Genomic DNA, 19,104 nt, shown 5'->3' with positions numbered 1-19,104 from the left:
GTAGATTCACCTGCTAGCAGAGATTCTGTTATTGCAGTATTTTTTGAGCGACATAGGTCAGATCAAACAAGTCTACTTGGTTATCCTGGTTCATATCCGCTTTCATATAATGTTCCCAGTCTTGGTCATTGGATGTTTTCCCATAGGCAGCTGCAACAATAGCCAAGTCACCGATCGAGAATGTACCGTCATTATTCGTATCTCCCGGTGTTCTTGTGATGACGGAATCCTTGAACGTTTGCAGGGCAGCGTTCAGATCAGTAATCGCTTGCGCAACCTGCTCTTTCGTTGCATCTGAATTGTCTGCAACAGCCTGCGCCGCATCGATAGCCGTTTGCAGCGCTTGCTTGGAGCCCGCAGGGTATTGACCTGCTGAAGAACCTTCCACAGCTGCATCATGCTTAGCTTGTGCGTCCGCAATAAGCGCATTCAACGCTGACATATCCACAACCGCTTTAACTTGAACCGTGAAAGACGTGCCGTCGATGTTTTGCTCTGTGCCTTGAGCATCCGCTGTCAGCAGCTTTGTCAGCGAAATTGCCGTGCTGGTTGATTCCTCTGGAGACTTCGCCTTCATATGAAGGGTGATGAGGTTACCGTTCAAGCTTTGACCGCCTACATTGGCGGTAATGAGACGCACCTTACCCGCCTCGACTTTTTTATCCACAATGAATAGATTCTCAAGCAAGGATTCCGCCGATACAAATTCAAGCAAGCCCGGATCGAATTCGATGGTTACATCCTGCGCATAAATGGGTGTAACCATACCGTTCAAGCCCAAAGTAACATCAAACGACTGATTGCTGGTAACGATTTCATTACCCTCAAGCGTTGTTCCTGCAGCCGGAGCTTCATATACGTTGAACTCCCTGACCGACCACCAGCTTGAAGAAGTACCTGTCTGCACCACTTTGATGTAGCGTGCTTGCTGCGGAGCAAAGCTTGCTGTTACAACAGCGCCTGTACCCGTTCCACTGGCAACTGCTGCACCCCAGTTGATGCCGTCATTCGATACATAGACCTCGTAGCCACGTGCATAATCTTGGTTGCTGCCAGTCGAATCCATCACGATTCCATTGAAGCTTTTTACAGCCTTCATATCGACAGTAACGAATTGCCCCGGAACCATCGTTGTTCCTGTACTCCAACGGGTGTCCATGTTTCCGTCCAGTAGATTGGAAGCAGCATCTCCGCTTGAAGGCGTTGATTCAGCTGTCCATCCGGTGCGGTCAAGCATTTTGGGAGACGTCGTTGCACTTGCCGTATTACTGGCCTCCGACAGATTACCTGCGCCGTCTTTCGCTTTAACCGTATAGCTGTAAGCTGTTGAAGCTTTTAATCCTGTATCGTTATACGATGCAGATGTTGTCGTAGCAATCAGCTTGCCGTCTCTGTATACCTCATAGCCGGTAACGCTGACATTATCAGAAGATGCGTTCCAACTCAAATTGATTTGACTGCTTGATGCTGCCACCGCTGTCAGATTTCCAGGCACGCTTGGCGCTTGTGTATCGCCTTGGTCAGAACCTGTAAATTCGGTTACTGTCTGTCTCATGGCTTCAGCAGGAGAATTACCATACACTCGGCCACCAAGGTCATTAATGACATGCGTAATTTCACTGCCTGCCGTACCGTTTAACCAAATGGTTGTCGCGTGGTGAACCTTCACGCCGTCAGTCTGCGGAACCTCAATAGCATTGTTTAGTTTCACGGCCGCATCCCTGAAGTAGGAGTATACCCCGAGACCCCAAGCTTCGTGGCTGGTTACAGAATCGGATACTTTGTAGGACGGGTAACCGTTCTCAGTTCCGTTCTTGCTCATCCAAGCTTCTTGATTCGGAACATCATAAGGAATCTCCGATTGATAGAAATAGACCCTACCTCCGTTACCATTCCAGAGCGTTTGATACTCGTTGTGATGTTCATTAAAGAGACCGTAGATGGTAACATCATCCCCATTAACGACAAGGCCGTTCTTGGAGACATTGTCAGTCCATCCCGCACCGGCACCGTGGTCTGCACGCCACATCCAGAAATGGTCGCCAATGACGTCATCACTATTAATAGTCATCTCCGAATCATTCTTACCTGCTATGAATCCGCCCGTACGGAAGAACAGATCGTGAAGCGAGGTCGGATTTGCGGCGTGATCAGCTGAGCTGCCCGAAGGTCCTACCTCTAACAAAGAAGGCGAATTGTTCGGACCTGCATCGAACACAAGACCGGCAATCTTCACACCGTCGACATCCGCTACTGTCATAGCCGTCTGTCCGTTGTCAGGCACTAACGACGGCATGCCAATTCCCAGTACGACTGTGTTTGCATTATTGATACGTATTGTATCATTCAAGTGATAAATACCCGGGGTAAAAATCAAATTCTTACCTTCACTCAGTGCAGTGTTGATGCTTGCCGCATCAGATGAATCAGGATGTGCGATGTAGAATTGATCAATGGATATTGATTGGCCCGGCGTTGCGCCGTTTTCCCAGCTAACACCCTTGGTATCCTGCTGCAAGGATGGAACAAATACTTGATACACGCCTGCATCATTGATATACAGGTATGGCTTCTCGCGCATCACCGGCGTCTTCTCTACTACCGTGTACGGTTGGTCGGGGAATTGTCCCGCAGGCGGGTTGGTATCTCCCACAAAAACCATGTTCCAAACACCATTAGACCAGCTTGCCCAATTGCTGTTTCTTGAGAACCACTGCTGCTGCGAAGCAGGAATTATGGCCTTATCTACGATCGAATCAGCTAAGTAACCTCCGCTAGCCCAGCCAGCATTCCAGTTCGCATCAAAGTCAAACAGCTGCAATTCCCCTTTGATATGAAGTCGTCTTAGCGGAGCCGCTTGCGAAACGGCAATTCTCGTAACGCCGCTTGTTGGCAGAACGGTGAGATTTTCAATCGACCGCCAGAAGTTTCGTGTTGCATTCCCGTTATCCCACTGTGCGTCCACATTGACGCCGCCACTTATTTTAACGTCTCCCGGGTTTTGCCCAAGACCGGATACCTGTGTATTGAAGCCCACTTTAAAGTCCACATTATAGGTTCCGGGTTTAAAGAGAAAGGCATCTCTCTCCGTACCAAATTCATTGGTTTCCTGCCTGCTGAAGACAGAGCTGGTCGCACTTTGAATATCGGCAGCGGACATCGACGGGTCAAACACGTACACATTCGGTCCGAAGATGGTAGAGTTGGCATCCGTTACAGGAGTAGCAGCCTGTGAAACTCCAGGGGTTACAATACTTAAAGCAAGGGTTGTCATCATTGACATAGACGAAACGATCTTCTTGATACTTCGCATGGTATACCTCCCTAAAATTGGAACCGCTCAGCTATTCAGTTGTATGCTTCGAAAGCGCTTGCATCTTGTAGCGACAATCACCGTCCCTGTTTGAATTATTGGTGCAAGTTCTAGTTGGTAAGACTATCATAGGGAAATATTGGTACCTGGAAAAGCGGTGAAATTAAGATAAAAGGTAGGGATTATTTAGGAATAATCCCTACCTAATGGCGCAAACATTCAATATCTGTATTTCATTTCCACTTATTCCACCTTGCCCCTAACTGGAAAGTACAAATCGATTTCTGAATTAGGATCATCCGGTGTCGTGCAGCGCTGATCATAGAATTCGAATTCATATTTCCCGGTGAGTGTACCGCCATCATACTCGTATGGGCTGGCAGGAAGCCACTGTCCCCAGAAGTACTGAAAGCCTTGGGAAATTTCATCAAGCGGACCACGTAACGTGACAACGGCATAACGCGCCGCCGGCACTTCTAGCCGGATCATACCGGTAGGAGGACTGGCTTCACCTGATACTTGAACCGCTGCCGTATAGGCAAATGGATCGTTTGGATTGCTGCCAGGCTTATGAAGCACGAGCCCATAAGCCCTAAAGCCCACTTGTCCTTCGATTTCACAGCACCTGCCGTTGAATTCCTTCCACAGCTGAGAGATCGTGTTCTCCGAAGGAGGAAGAGACGGGTCAAAATGTATGGTCTCCGCTTGGCCTATTACGCTAAAGGCAGCTTTCTCGACAATCTTGGTTTCTAGGATCATATTCGGCAATACTCCCTCTCCACATTGGAATTTTTATCCACCTGAACTATTATATCGAACGTACGTTCTTTTGTAAATATTTCCGATATTCCGTGGGAGTCACACCTGTTGTTTTCTTGAAAATTCGGCTAAAATAATTCGGATCATGGTAGCCCGACATGTAGCAAATTTCCTTAAAGCTCAGCTCCTCTTGCTCCAACAGCTGCTTAGCCTCCTCGATTCTTAACCCTGTCACATAATCAATGAACGTTTCACCCACATGCAGCTTGAACATTTTACTGAAATAGTAAGGGCTTAAATTGACAGCTTCCGCGGTCTGCTCCATGGAAATTTCAAGCTTATAATGATCATGGATATAAGACTTTGCTCTCTCCATGACGCCGAATTGCCTGCGCTTCCGTTCCTCCGTAAGCTCATCAAGCAAACGGTCGAGCTGTGTGAACACGGCCTCCCGCAGAGCTTTCCCGTCTTGAACACCGGCAAAACGGTTCATCAGGTCAGATGCAGAGTGGCGGGTCAGCTGTCTGGCCAAGGAAATAAACAGCGCCGTAAGCTCATCTTTGCATCCGGATATGTTCTCCCCATATTGATGAAGCAATCGGTCGAAAATTTGACTGAAAATGAGGTAAGCTTCGTCTCTGCTCAGGCGCTGAATCGTGTCCAGCAGCCGTTTCTCCTCGGCGCGAGATATGCCTGCCGTCCCTTCAAGCTGCTGCATATCCTCGAAATGACGGATTCTCGTCACGGCTGAGGAGTCTACCGCTGCGGCAGCTGCCTCTTGATACGATTGCCGAAGCCCTTCTATCCCTTCCTGTACGGAGCCGATGCCCATGCAGGCCGACAACCCGAATCTGCCCTCTGCAAAGGCTTGCAGCCGCTCTCCCCACTGCAGGGAATCCACCCGATGGGTGTACCCTGCTCCATAGGAAGGACATGGAATGAACACCGCCATGCGATTGCCTGTCATTGGGCTTACCATACAAGGCAGCTGGAGTTTGAGATATTGCTTGAGCTCCTCATACATCGTTTTCCTTGCATGCTGAAATTGCTCCCAGTCCATCTGTTCCTGATAGGGAAACGAAATGACCACAGCGTATCCCTTCTCCCACTCAAGATCTAGAAGCTCCGCCATATACATCAAGTCCAGCTCTTGCACATAGTCCATCATCAGCATCAGACTCAACTCATTCTCGGCAAGCGGAAGAAGGCGGTTCAGCTTCAGCCGAATTTCCATTTCTTCCTTGCGTTTGCCGCTCTCCTCCTCTAAGGCATCAATCTGCTTGCGAAGAATGTCCAGCAATTCATCCCGCTTGGCAGGCTTTAGAATATAGTCCTTCACTCCAAGGGAAAGCGCTTCTTTGGCATAGGCAAAAAAATCATGCGCCGTGACCATCACAATCCGAGTATCCGGATGCCTGGCAAGAATTTCGCGTACAGCCTCCAAACCGTGAATACCGGGCATTTTAATATCCATAAACACAATATGCGGGCGCTTCTCTTCCGCAAGCTGTATGGCCCTGCGGCCGTTTTCCGCGTGATAGATTTCAAATTGATCCTTCATCACATGCTTAACCATCATTTCGAGCCCTTCTCTTTCGAGCGCTTCATCATCAGCTATCAGCAACCGGTACATGCTTCTCCTCCTCCTTCGTGTCTGCCGCTTCTTCGCCCGAGGGCAGTCTGAACCTGACGATCGTCCCTGCTCCCTTACTGCTTATAATGTCAATGGACTGCCTGCCATCAAAGAAAAGCTGCAGTCTTTTGAACACATTTGCTGTTCCAAGACCTGTCGACTGTTTCTTGACATGCAGCGGCCAGCGGCTTTCTTCCAAGATGGATTGCAGCAGCATAGCCCTTATCTCCTCATCCATTCCTTTACCGTTATCCTTAATATCAACCCGGACATGCTGCTGTTCCTTGACGATGCTCAATGTTAGCTCAGCGCCTTCTTCCATGTCTTCGATCCCGTGGACAATCGCGTTCTCTAGAATAGGCTGCAGCGTCAAGCACGGTACAATTTGATCCAAGGCCGTTTCATCAATTTCCGCAACAAAATGAATGCGGTCACGGAATCGCGCCTTCTGGATCGTCATATATTCCATGGCATGCCCCACTTCGTCACGCAGAGTGACAGGATGATCCAGCTTTTGCAGGTTATAACGCAGCAGCCTCGATACGGAAACCGTCAGCTCACTGGTACGCTCCGCACCTTCTATATAGGCAAGCTTGGCAATGGCATTCAGTGTATTAAATAAAAAGTGCGGATTGATTTGGCTCTGCAGGGTTTTAAGCTCGAGCTCCTTCACAAGGCGCTCATTTTCCAGGCTTTTCATGTTCTTGGCCATCAAATCCTGGATGTTATCCAGCATATGGTTGAAGCTTTTCCCCAAAATTTCAATTTCATCTCCTGTATGCAGCTCCGGTGCTTTCGTATCCAGCTTCCCCTTGGATATCTGCTTAGCTGTTAGCACCAGACGGCGGATCGGGATACTGATGCTGCTGGACAGCCACAGAGCCCCTACAATACTGAGCAGTGCCACCGTAAATACCAGATAGACGCCTAGCTTATTCATTTCAGAGGTTGTCTGCATGATATGCTCATACAGAGGGCGGTAATGCTCCAATTCCAAATCTACCAACCCTTGTCCTTCCTCGCCGATAAAGCGGGATACTTTTTCCGCTTGCAAATAGGTCCCTGCCTTGGTGTTGGAATCCTGTGTCTGGCTCCCGTCGATCATGGTCGTAATCTGTTCCATAAAGGTGTCCAGCATGTTGATATAGTTCTTAATGGGGAGCGCATTCAGGTCGTTCCGGTCCATGCCCGCTAATTGTTCTCGGAGTCCTGTCAATTCATTCACATGTCTCTGGAGCTCGGGAAAGGTGTCAGCATCCATTTGGATATCGTACCGATACAGATACTTCATCACGTCACTGCATTCACGGGAGACCTGTTTATATAACAAAATCCGGTCCATTAACAAAAAATAACTTTCCTGCGCGCTTTTGCTGCTTTCAAACAAAAAATAAGAAACGAAGCTCATTAACAGCACAAGAAGTGGAATAAAAATAAACAACTTGCGGTGAATACTCAAGGAGTTATGCCTCCTTTCAATTCCCTTCGTCCCATCATTTTCACTTCGGTAAAGCGATTGGCCGGCAGCGATTGGCCGCGAAAATAATCATCGAGCAGATCAACGGAGGTTTTACCCATCCCGTAAGGCTCTTGCACGACGGTTGCTTCTATGTCGCCTTTACCGATCGCATCCAGCGTCTCCGGCAAATCGTCAAAGCCGATAATCCGCAGATCAACCCGTTTTAAGCTTTTGGCAGCCTGGAGAATTCCCAACGCATCAGTAGCGCTCGTACCGACCATCGTTGTAATCTCCGGATGGGATTGCAGCATCTCCGACGCCTGCTGAATCGCCTCCATCAAGGAGATATTCGAAGGCCGGACATCTACGATTTGCAAGTTTTTATAAGAGGCTATGCTGCTTTGCAGGCCGCTTAAACGCTGCATCTGGCTCTCGGCAGATTCACTGCCGATGATCACGCCCACTTTACCTGCTCCACCCGTGATTTGAAGAACGATTTGCCCAAGCAGACTGCCCGCCTCCCTATTATTGGTCCCCACATATGCGAGCCGTTTGCTGGTCGGCGCATCGGTATCAATGGTTAGTACCGGAATCCCGCGATCCATCGCTTTATTGATAACAGGTGTAAACTTCTCGTCATTTAAGCCTTGTACAATAATGCCGTCTACCTTGGAGGCGATCGCCTTTTCCAGCAGTTTCAGCTGTTCTTCCATGCTGTTGCGGACAGGTCCTATACATTCGATTTCGATATGATGCTGCAATGCCGCTTTCTTGGCCCCTTTTTCAACCAACTGCCAGTAGGGATGGCCTTGTTCCTGCTCGATCAGTACAATATGCTTGCTCCCGGATTCCCGATGCTTCTCGCCCTTTAACTGCTCAACAATATCCTGTATCTGATTCGAATCCATGGCGAACCGAACGAACAAAAAGCCAAAGGCCGTCATGATGATAATAAAGCTAATCAGCCATTTGATATCTTTCATTTTTTCATCTTCCACCCCATTACGAGCTACTCCTCTGTAAGCGCTGCCACACTAAGTATAGCTTATCTTATTATAGTCAAAAGCCCTAGCACAATGTTAAGCGTTAACAGCACTATTTTGTTCAATGCTTGAAAATAAATTGAAAAGCGAGCCTCCCTTCATACATCAGGGAAACCCGCTTTGTGCGTTTGAATTATTTGACGGATTTTTTATTTCGGTTCGAAATATCCAGCCAGACAGCAAACACAAGAATGCTGCCTTTTACCAGGTACTGCCAAAACGATTCCAAGCCCATGAGCGACATGCCGTTATCCAGCGATGTCATGACCAGCGCTCCCAGGATCGCGCCAGTTACCTTACCTGAGCCCCCCATTAGCGATGTTCCGCCGATCACGCATGCCGCAATGGCATCCATCTCGGCCATATTTCCAGCAGAAATAGTGGCGGAGGATAATCGGGAGGTCAACACGATAGAGGCGATCGAGCCCAATAGGCCACTGCAAATGAATACGACCATCGTTTTCAGCTTGATATTGATCCCCGAAAGCCTTGCCGCCTCGATATTGCCTCCAATTGCATAGATATGACGTCCGAACGTAGTCTTTGTAGCGACAAAAGAGAAGATGATAGCCAGAACCAGGACAAAGATAATAGGGAACGGAATTCCTTTGTAGCTGTTGACAACCAGTACAAATGCGATTACCAAAATGCTGAAGCCTGTCATCTTGATCAGGTCGGCTCCGAAAGGAGCGACTGTAAAGCCATATTTAAGCCGGGATTTGCGCTTTCTGAGTGTCGACCAGACAATCACCGCTATCGTAATCAGCGCAAGGAGCAGGCCAAATCCTTTGGCAAAATATGCATTTCCCATCAGCTCCAAAACAGGATCCGAGATCGGAATCGTCATCGATTTGGTAATGCCCATTAACGCCCCTCGAAACACCAGCATGCCGCCCAGTGTGACAATAAAGGCAGGAACAGCTTTATAAGCAACCAGCCAGCCCTGAAAACAACCTAAAATCAGCCCCGCTGCCAGCGTTCCCAGAATGACTACAATAGCCGGAAGCTCCAGCCAATTACTGAGAATCGCTGCAATTCCTCCTGTCAGTCCAACCAATGAGCCCACGGACAGATCAATATGTCCCGCTACGATGACTAGCACCATACCGATGGCCAATATTCCTGTAACCGACATTTGCGTAAATAAATTGGACAAGTTCCGTGGCGTCAGAAACGTATCGTTGAGCAGCCCGAACAGCAGCCAAATGAATATCAGGGCTCCTACCATCGTATAAGCGCGAACATCCATTTTGATCAGCCCGCTCCATTTGCCTGGACTTGTCGATGAATTCCGCTTTTCTTCCACTTGCGAGATTGTTTGCATCCTTATCTTCCTCCTGTTGCCGCAGACATAATATTCTCTTGCGTCGCTTCGCGGTAATCCAGTTCCCGTACGAATTTCCCTTCGCACATGACCAGAATTCTGTCGCTCATGCCTATAATCTCGGGAAGCTCGGACGATATCATAATAATGGCGACGCCTTGATCAATCAGTTGATTCATCAGGTTATAGATTTCAAATTTGGCTCCTACATCGATACCGCGGGTCGGTTCATCCACGATCAGGATTTTCGGACTTGCCATCAGCCATTTTCCAATGACGACCTTCTGCTGATTCCCACCGGACAGTGTTCCTACCGGGGTTTCTAATGAAGATGTTTTTATCTTCAGCTCGCCCACATACTTCTGGCTCCATTTGATTTCCTCGTTATCATTGATAACACTGTAATTAGATACTTTCCCCATCGTGGCCATCGTGGTGTTGCTCTTCACATCCATGTTCAGCACCAGGCCCTGCCGTTTGCGGTCTTCGGTAACGAGCGCCATCCCGGCGCGAACCGCATCGGGAATGGAACGGATTCGAACCGGCTTCCCTTCGATCAGCACCTCTCCTTCAGCTCTGCCTCCGTAGGCGCCGAACAAGCTGGACACCAGCTCCGTCCTGCCAGCTCCCATAAGACCCGCGATGCCTAGAATCTCGCCTCTGCGCAAAGAGAAATTAACATCACGTATCACCTGCTGATGCCTGTTTTCCTGATGCCATACCGAATAATGGCGAACTTCAAGCACCGTCTCCTTCGGTGTGTGCGGCACACGCGGATACCGCTCTGTCAGCTCCCGGCCGACCATGAGTGAAACGACCTCATCATCGGTTGTGCCGCTTCCTGGAAGCGTATCGATCGTTTGACCGTCACGTAAGACGGTAATATGATCGGCTAACAGGAACACCTCCGGCATTTTATGAGAAATATAAATGCAGGAGACGCCGTTGTCCCGTAATTGATGAAGAATTCCCATCAAAATCTCTACTTCGCTTTCAGTCAGCGCAGCGGTCGGTTCATCAAGGATGAGGATTTTTGTATGCTTGGATAAAGCCTTGGCGATCTCGACAAGCTGCTGCTGTCCGATTCCGAGCGAGCCAATAGGGGTGTCGGGACTTACATTCAGTCCCACCCTTGTCAGCCAAAGGGCCGCATTGTGATACAGTTCGTCCCATTGGATGATGCCGCGCTTCTTGGGCTCCCTGCCTAGAAAAATGTTCTCACCGATGGTCATATCTTTCACGAGCGCCAGCTCCTGGTGAATAATCGCGATACCTGATTTCTCGGCGTCCGAGATGGAATGGAATTCCTTCTTTTCACCATGAATGCGAATCTCTCCGCTATAGGTCCTTGCCGTATATAAGCCGCTGAGTACCTTCATCAGCGTTGATTTGCCTGCTCCATTCTCACCGCAGAGTGCGTGAATCTCACCTTGACGCACCTTGAAATTCACTCCGCTGAGCGCTTTCACACCCGGAAATTCTTTCGTGATATCGATCATTTCCAGCGCGTACATGCGTTCCAACCCCTTTCATTCAAAGACAAAGTAAAGGCGACTGCAACAAGCCGCCTTTACGGAGACAATCGATAAAGTGTAATGGAGAGCTCAGCAGTTTTCGGAGAAGCGTAGCGTTCGCCTTTGACAGTTTGTTATTACCTTAGAAAAATTTTCAATCGAATAACGAAATGTCAACAGCGATCGGAGAAAAGCTGCTGAAGCTCGTAATGAACCCTGCTTTATCGATGACAAACTGAGTAAAGGCGACTGCAACAAGCCGCCTTTACCTCTACACCCACTTATTGTTTAGGCCAGTTCTCTTTAGGAACATTTTTGAATACGTCTTCGACTTTGTGGAAACCGTCTTTGATGACCGTGTCCATCAAGTTGTTTTTATCCACGGAGATCGGATCCAATAGAATGGAAGGAACGTCGATTTTGCCGTTGTTCACTTTCTTATCCGCTCCGTCGACCTTGCCGTCCTTCGCCAAAGAAATCGCCATTTCCGCTGCTTTCGTTGCAATGGCATTGATCGGCTTGTAAACCGTCATCGTCTGCTTGCCTTCGGCAATGCGTTGTACCGCCGCAAGGTCTGCATCTTGCCCGGACACTGGAATTTTGCCTGCAAGCCCTTGTGCTGTGAGCGCCTGAATAGCTCCGCCTGCCGTGCCGTCATTCGCGGCAACGACCGCTTGAATATTATTATTGTTAGCCGTCAGCGCATTCTCCATGTTTTTGAGAGCTTCTTCCGGCTTCCAGTCTTTCGAGAATTGATCGTACACGATTTTAATATCGCCTTTGTCCTGAAGCGGCTTGAGAATATTCATCGCTCCTTGCTTGAACAAGATGGCGTTATTGTCCGTATCCGCGCCGCCAATGTAGACAAAGTTTCCTTTGGACACCTTGTCCGTAATGGCCTTCGCCTGCATTTCACCTACGCGCACGTTGTCGAACGAAACATAGTAATCTACGTCCGAATTTTTGATCAAACGGTCGTAAGAGATTACCTTAATCCCTTCTTTATGGGCCTTTTCTACGATTTGAGCTGTCGCTTCGGCGTTGTGAGGGATGACCACCAGTACATTAACGCCCTGCGAGATCAGTTGCTCAGCCTGGCTCATTTGAGTCGCATCATCACCGTTAGCGGCAAGAACTTTCACTTCTCCGCCCAGCTCCTTGACCTTTGCCGAGAAGATGTCGCGATCTTTCTGCCAGCGTTCTTCCTTCAGCGTGTCCATTGACATACCGATGACAATTTTACCATCACTTTTCTTGCCGGATGACGCTTGACCGGTTTCTTTGCTGCCTCCGTTATCCGATACGACGCCGCAGCCCGCGACAGCAGCAGCCAGCAAAACAACAGCTAGCCCCATGCCGCTTCTTTTTTCCATTTGTTCATGACCAAACTCGCCCCTTTTGCTTTGATTTGTTTTGTTCACGCTTACAAATTAAGTGTAGCAAAGGCTACCGGGAGATGATATGACGCAGACCCGCACGTATTTGCTGTTCATCAGCATTCCTTTAGCTGTAAAATGAAAGCGAATTCATTCATTTACAAAAAAGAGCACCTTTTTGTCATGGAGGACAAAAAAGTGCTGGATATAGATGCGTGCTGTAGTCTTATTTTCTTCACGTTTAACGGGCAGACAACCTGCGCTGCAGCTTCATCACTTCCACGCCGGCTAGCATAACAATGCCGATTCCGTGCGTATCGTTGAGCAGCCAAGACAGATCATCCTTATAATACCGTCCTGAAAAGGAGTACCCCGAACCTCTGCAAACTCCATATATGTTGCCAAATTTATCGATGCTGGTCTTGGTTAGCCCAGTCCAGCCTTTCAGAACCGCTTGCACATAAGCAGGTGCTTCTTTTTCAGGGAGCCAGCCGTTCTGAATTCCTTTAGCAAATGCATACAAGAACATGGACGTGCAAGAGGTTTCTTCGTAGGACTCAGGGTCGGTCAAAACCTGATGCCATAATCCGCCGCTGCCCTGAAGCCGCAAGTACCCTTCACATAATTGCCGATAGAAGATTAACAATTGTTCACGCTGCTCGTGCTTCGCCGGCAAAGCATCAAGCAGCTCCGCCAACGAAAATAGTACCCAACCGTTCCCGCGCCCCCATGGAACCAGCGTCGGCCTGTTGGATTTAAAGTCATAGACATGCGACATGATCTGCTGCTCCGGCATGTATAAATACTCCTTATAAAGCAGGATTTGCCGGACGGCATCGTTCAAGTAAGCATCATCCTGTGCGAAAGCTGAGTACCTGCATAGGAATGGGACACTCATATATAGATCGTCACACCAAAGGGTGTCCTTCATAAAATCCACACTCCCGCGGACCCGGTACAGCGCACCGCTCGGCAGTCTGTCTTGAACATGAGCCATATAGTCCGCAATGCGCGCAGCCGTCGTCGCGGCGCCGTCCACATCCCCATACCCCAGCGCAGCCAGCATGGTCGCTCCGAAGGAACCGCAATCATCCAAGCTGTCGATCAAGGCCAACTGGTTATTCACCCCGGGTGCTCCGTACTGACCAGCATCCCAAAGGGCATACTCGTCGAACGATGCGCTCTGTTCAATATGTTTCAACACATATGAAATATAATCCTCTCGCTCCAGAGCTGCACCTGTTTGGAGAAGCCCGTATAACGTCACGCCTAACGGATAATTCCATTTGGCAAACAGCGCGTTTTCCAAATAGGGTCTCACCCATGTATTCCGCTGGTCCGCTCGCCAATACGTGCCTTCCTTGCCATCGTCAAACACTTGATTCCTCTTCCTCAACTCCTCCGGTTTAGGCGCTTTGCCTTCCTCAAAGGTTCCTAAGTACAGCCAGTGATCCGTTAATCCCTCTACCTGGAATGGAGCCGCCATGGAAAGAGAAGCTTCCTCTGCCATTGGCTCCAGCATAAGCTTGAACCCCCATTTGCCGCCTCTGCAAGCAGAACGGACAACAAGCTCGTTATCCCCGAATCGAAGCGGAATTTCGATCTGGAATTCGCCATGCTCCTCCTTGCACTCGTAGACTTTGTTACCGTTAACCAAGATGCATATGGCGCCGTCATGCGTCCCCTGCCAGCGGCTCGTAAGCTCCTGCGGCGACATGCTATGCACTCTCGTCCAGGCAATCGCCTCACGACCAGGCTCAGTGCCGAACAATCTATCGAAAACTCCCCGAGCAGCGGCGTCCTCGTCCCATTTCAGATTGGGATGCCAGCTTATAAGGCTCCCATTTTCCAGCAGACCCTCCGCCATGACCTGCTCCACGGAGGCCGTAGTCGGTTCCGAATAAATCCAGCCTTCTTGTCCGTCACGTTCCTTGGTAGGACTGATAAAGTGAAGCGGGAAGTTTTTGTACGAGCCTGTTCCGAATATCCCTCCGCAGCCGTTTGCCGTTTTTTCAAACTGTAGGATTACATGGTTCCAGCCCTTCTGCACAGCGGCGCGAAACGGGTTCTTCCGCTCGGGGGCCATCTCATCGGAGATATTTGAAGTAAACACACATTCGCCATTCATATAGATGCGGACAGGACTGAAGCAGTTTATGGCAAAGTTCAGCTCCACAGACTGATCGCTCCACAGCTTTGCCCAAGCATATACGAAATCTCCGTTATGGATGCTGTCCCACCTATCCTCAACATTCATCACATAGCGGTAATCATGAGTGCGCGTAAAACTGTCCTTGCTAAACAACCGGTAGACGTACGGATGGGCGGGATTCGCCCCGATATATCTCTGCGCAATCGTCCCCAGCACCTCTTTCACATCCGACTGGCATTTATGAAACACAGCATCATTCTCTTCCACATATCCCATGTATCGTTCACTCCTCTCTCTGATGCGCAGAGACTCCCGCACCTTCAAGCGCGGGAGTCTGCTCACCGATTTTTATTTCGCAGCGATACGCTTCTTGTACGCATCCGTCATCTCTTGGCTCATCTTCACGACATTCGGATCAGCTTGCGTCTGCTTGACGAATTCATCCCATGCATCCAGCGTTTCTTTACCTAGAATGACCTTTACCTTCATATCCAGCACTTTCTTTTGAAGCTCCGGCAAGTACTGCATAGCCGTTGGGGAGTACAAGCCGATGCTGATATCCGCTTGGCTCGTTTTGGCACGTTCGTCTTGAATTTTCCTGTAGAGTTCCTGTGTATCCTTCTGGAAGAAGTTTTTCACGGTGCTGGCATATGGATCGGCTACATACACGATTTGGTTGAAGTCCGGTCCGCCGTCATCTGCGAGCTTCTTCGAATCAACGACCTTCACGCCGTCTTTTACGGTGTGGTCAACGCCTTCCATGCCGTACGATTGGATGGCGAATACATCTTCGTTCATCCAAGTATCGACCAATTTCAGGATGCGTTTCATTTTATCTTCTTTCACTGTTTTTGGAATAGCCAGGACACCTGAGAAACCAGGACCTTTAGGGTTATAGCCGTTAATATTGGTTGCCGGATAGAAGTCCGTTTCTTTCACCTTGGAATCGATCTTTTTGAGATCGTTCAGATAGTCGGACACGACTGTTCCTGTTTTGTCTACAAAACCTCCGGCCTTGCCAGTCTTCACAAGATCCTTGACCTGGCTCGTTTTCAGTGAAGCGAAGTCTTCCGGAATCAATTTCTCTTTATACAGCTTGGTCATAAATTCAAGAGCTTTATGCTCTTCAGGCTGGAACGCCTTGAACACCATTTGATCGTTCGTCCATTTCCAATCCCCATTGGAACCTGCAAAGGAGTTCTCCACCTGTCCCAATGTGTCGGATACTTTATCTCCATTAGTAGCGTTGACAGCCAATCCGATTGTGTCATTCTTACCGTTCTTATCCGGGTCATTCTCGGTGAAGGCTTTATACACTTGATAGAGCTCATCAGTGGTTGTTGGAACTTTCAGACCCAAATTATCGAGCCAATCCTTGCGGAAAATGAAGAAAGTATCTCCCTCCGTAGGACGAGGACGAGGAATCGCGTAATTCTTGCCGTCTTCCATCTTCGTCAGACCCCAGGCTGTCTTGGAAATCTTGCTTGTCAGATTCGGATAATCCTTGATGTAATCAGTCAGATCCCAAAAAGCTCCCTGCTGAACCATTCCGCGGAAAACAGATGTAAACGGATCCGGGATGTAGATGAGCTCAGGGATATCACCGGATGCCAACGTTACGTTCAGCTTGTCGGGATAGCTGTTGGCAGAGACCCACTGAATGTTGAGCTTCGAATTCGTCGCCTTCTCGATCGCTTGTTTGATAGCGTTATCATTTGCCGGCGGATTAGCACTCAGCAGAATCGTCATAATATTTACATCTAATGGTGCGTTATCTGTACCTGCTGAAGCTGATGGCGCATTCTCTGTTTTGCTGCCGCAGGCCGTCAGTGCTGTCGCCGCGATCAACATCGTTGTCAAACCTAGCATTGCTTTCTTTTTGACTCGAAACGTCATGGTTGATTCATCCCCTTAAACTTGATTTGAATTGGCTTGTGCTATGATTCAAATCGTACGGGAATCCCATCTTCCCGACAACCAAACTTTCTTGCAACCGCCTTCAAAGCGCTTTTTATCCTTTGTTGCACTCTATACATTCCTTGCAAGGATGCCAGGTATAGCAAGACAAACCGCCTCCGCACAAGGATTCATGCCATGAATCCGTTCGCGGAAGCGGTATAAGCGGCTAGCTGTCTTTTTGCGCCAGCTCTCGATACTGTCCCGGAGAGACGCCCTCGATTTTTTTGAAAATCCGATTGAAATACGTATGCTGATAGCCCACCCGATCGGCCACCTCACTGATCTTGAGCGAAGTTGTGCGCAGCAGCTCTCTAGCCTGATCCATGCGCAGGTTCGTCAAATAATCGATAAAGTTGATGCCGGTCACCTGCTTAATGGCTCGGCTAAGTGAATATGGAGAGGTGCCGAATTCATCCGCGCACGATTCCAGCGATATATTCGAATTGTAATTCTCCTGAATATAGAGCAGCACGTTCTCGACAACCTGCTTCGTTTGAAAATCCTGCTTGCCTACGAGCTCCTGTACATAAGCCCCGACGATACGCGTCTCCAGCCAGCGAAGCATTTCATCCGGCTCGTTCAGCTGGTTCAGCTCTTGATACAGGTTGGCTCCGTTAAACAGGCTGATCGGATTGATGCCCGACTGCAGCATGGCATGCTGGATGCTGCCTACAAGCTGTGTGATTCCTTGCTGAAGGACAAGTTTCTTCACTCCCGCCGAGGTCAGCTCATCCATAAACTGCCTAACAAGCTTCGCTGCTTCTTCCTGTGCTCCCACTCGAATGGCGTGAATCAATTCTTTTTCGAGCATAAAATGATAAGGGAATTCCAGCTGTGCGAAGGATTTATGGAGCTGTGCCACATCAATGACCGTATTGCTTTCCTTCAGATCCCAGAAATTCAGCAATTGCTTCGTTTCTTCGAAGAGATACGGGACGTGACTAATTTGGGACGTCGTATTGCCGGTTACAATCACCGCTTGAAGCTTCAGAATTCGCTGGATCATTTGCAGCAATTCTTCACCGAATTCCCGCATCCGCTCTTTGCAATCTGCGGTACTCGACTCCAGCGGAAATGCGATGAATACACCAAGTGTCATATCATGAAAATTCAAGATTTCACAGGGCATGTCCATGTTCTCGCTGAGTTCCTTGGCAATATTGCCTGCCGCGAAAGCAACCAATTCATCATCTCCTTGGGAAAACCGAACTCCACGTTCCCAGTTAAGGCCTCTCATCTGCACAACGGCGGCCCCTACCTGCTTCCCGGCCACATCGAGTCCGAATTGCTTGCATCTCTCATGAACATCGGACTCTGTGAGCTCGAATAAATAGCCCTGCACCAGCTGCATCAGGAAGCCTTCTCTTAAAACCGGCAGCTGAAGGTCCAGCTTGCTTCTTAACTTCTCGCTCTCTTGGGTTAGTGATTCCCACTTCATTTCAATCCATTCAAATTCATTGCGGTGACCTTCACGGCCCCAGCTTGGGTTGATTTTGCGGAATAACCGCTCTAGTGGCGAATAGATCCTGCGGGAACCCATCCATGAAAGCAGCAGCGCGAGCAGCAAACCTCCGACACTCACGAAAAGAATGACTTTGGATATAAGAAGCACCGGCGCTGTGATGCCCGATAAAGGGTCAGCCGAGAGGAACACCCAAGTCATACCAAGTCTCGTGAATTGACTGATCGATACCGAATACACGGCCTTATTGAACGTAAACAGGAAGGAATCCTCATTGGACCCTCGTGTCCGGTACTCGTTTTCCAGCGCCACATCCAGATCGGTTTGCTGTCCGTTAGACGATATCTTCCATTGTTGATCGCCATTTAGCAGCAGTGTAGAGCCTTCCCCCAACGGATTCAGCGTCTTGAGTTGCTCTTCCAGCCTGCTTTTGTTCAAGGTAGCGATCAATAAGCCGTACGGTTCTACAGGTCCTCCGGGAAGCTTGTTCACGAGGGTCAGAGTTGTTCCGTCCGATGACTCGTTAGCACCCGGCAAACCGGCAGCGTCCATCCAGTACATGGATTTCTCTCGTTTCATTAGATCGGAGTAGGCATCAGCTGTGCCCAAATCATCTTGGAACTCGTACCCTTCCTTGTTCATCACTACAGGACGCGGGGTGCTGAGGTATAAGGATGCCTTCTCGATCAGCGGGTTAGAGCCTTCTATAATCAATAAGGTTCGATACAGCTCATGGACTTCATTGTAATCGGTTACAAAACTTAAATTCTTCAGCTTGCTGCCCAAGTTCAGTTCGAACGCCCAGTGGGAGAATGTCATTTCCAGGTTGGCAAACTGCGCTTCCACGTTTTTTTCCTGTTGGATGATTTTGTTGCGATGCAGACGCTGCAGCTCTCCCTCAATTTTATTGGTTACGGTCCAATAGGTGATAAGCCCCATCACGATCCCGGGAATCGACGCAATCAACATCATCATCACCAAGCTGTTTCGATAAAAGCTGCCTCTGCGTTTCAGCAAATCGGCACCACCTTCCAAGCCGTTATTATTAGGTTATTATAACGTAATAAAAAAACGATTTCGATGGAAAATCCATCGAAATCGTGACGTTTG

11 protein-coding genes are annotated in these 19,104 nt (G+C 48.9%); all 11 read right to left on the bottom strand.

Translation table 11 applies throughout. The features are described from left to right. Positions 1 to 28 precede the first annotated feature (28 nt). Positions 29 to 3,313 (bottom strand): discoidin domain-containing protein, encoded by a 3,285-nt coding sequence (locus L0M14_RS07080; RefSeq protein ID WP_235121477.1) that lies wholly within the window; start codon positions 3,311 to 3,313, stop codon positions 29 to 31. Positions 3,314 to 3,556: 243 nt separating this feature from the next. Next, the gene (locus L0M14_RS07075; protein ID WP_235122842.1) at positions 3,557 to 4,072 is read right to left on the bottom strand and encodes a GyrI-like domain-containing protein; all 516 of its coding nucleotides are present in this window, start codon (positions 4,070 to 4,072) and stop codon (positions 3,557 to 3,559) included. A gap of 49 nt (positions 4,073 to 4,121) precedes the next feature. Next, positions 4,122 to 5,705: a response regulator gene (locus L0M14_RS07070; RefSeq protein WP_235121476.1), complete on the bottom strand. Its 1,584-nt coding sequence runs from the start codon at positions 5,703 to 5,705 to the stop codon at positions 4,122 to 4,124. Then, entirely contained in the window at positions 5,683 to 7,164 is a 1,482-nt protein-coding gene (locus L0M14_RS07065; protein WP_235121475.1) for a sensor histidine kinase, read from the bottom strand. Before L0M14_RS07065 ends, L0M14_RS07070 begins: the two co-directional genes overlap by 23 nt. Beyond that, positions 7,161 to 8,162: a sugar-binding protein gene (locus L0M14_RS07060; RefSeq protein WP_235121474.1), complete on the bottom strand. Its 1,002-nt coding sequence runs from the start codon at positions 8,160 to 8,162 to the stop codon at positions 7,161 to 7,163. The genes L0M14_RS07065 and L0M14_RS07060 overlap by 4 nt, the downstream gene beginning before the upstream one ends. Before the next feature lie 178 nt (positions 8,163 to 8,340). Next, positions 8,341 to 9,456, bottom strand: coding sequence for a sugar ABC transporter permease (locus L0M14_RS07055; RefSeq protein WP_235122841.1), 1,116 nt, complete (start codon positions 9,454 to 9,456; stop codon positions 8,341 to 8,343). A gap of 77 nt (positions 9,457 to 9,533) precedes the next feature. After that, on the bottom strand, positions 9,534 to 11,045 hold the full coding sequence (locus L0M14_RS07050; protein WP_235121473.1) for a xylose ABC transporter ATP-binding protein: 1,512 nt from the start codon (positions 11,043 to 11,045) through the stop codon (positions 9,534 to 9,536). A 281-nt stretch (positions 11,046 to 11,326) separates the two neighbouring features. Beyond that, entirely contained in the window at positions 11,327 to 12,418 is a 1,092-nt protein-coding gene (gene xylF, locus L0M14_RS07045) for a D-xylose ABC transporter substrate-binding protein (RefSeq protein ID WP_235121472.1), read from the bottom strand. A gap of 244 nt (positions 12,419 to 12,662) precedes the next feature. Next, entirely contained in the window at positions 12,663 to 14,849 is a 2,187-nt protein-coding gene (locus L0M14_RS07040) for a glycoside hydrolase family 88/105 protein (protein WP_235121471.1), read from the bottom strand. Positions 14,850 to 14,921: 72 nt separating this feature from the next. Further along, positions 14,922 to 16,469 (bottom strand): type 2 periplasmic-binding domain-containing protein, encoded by a 1,548-nt coding sequence (locus L0M14_RS07035; protein ID WP_235121470.1) that lies wholly within the window; start codon positions 16,467 to 16,469, stop codon positions 14,922 to 14,924. Between the two features lie 229 nt (positions 16,470 to 16,698). Further along, positions 16,699 to 19,011, bottom strand: coding sequence for a helix-turn-helix transcriptional regulator (locus L0M14_RS07030; RefSeq protein ID WP_235121469.1), 2,313 nt, complete (start codon positions 19,009 to 19,011; stop codon positions 16,699 to 16,701). Positions 19,012 to 19,104 lie beyond the last annotated feature (93 nt).

It is taken from the genome of Paenibacillus hexagrammi (genome assembly GCF_021513275.1).
GTDB lineage: Bacteria > Bacillota > Bacilli > Paenibacillales > NBRC-103111 > Paenibacillus_E > Paenibacillus_E hexagrammi.
This window is presented reverse-complemented; position numbering and strand designations above follow the sequence as displayed.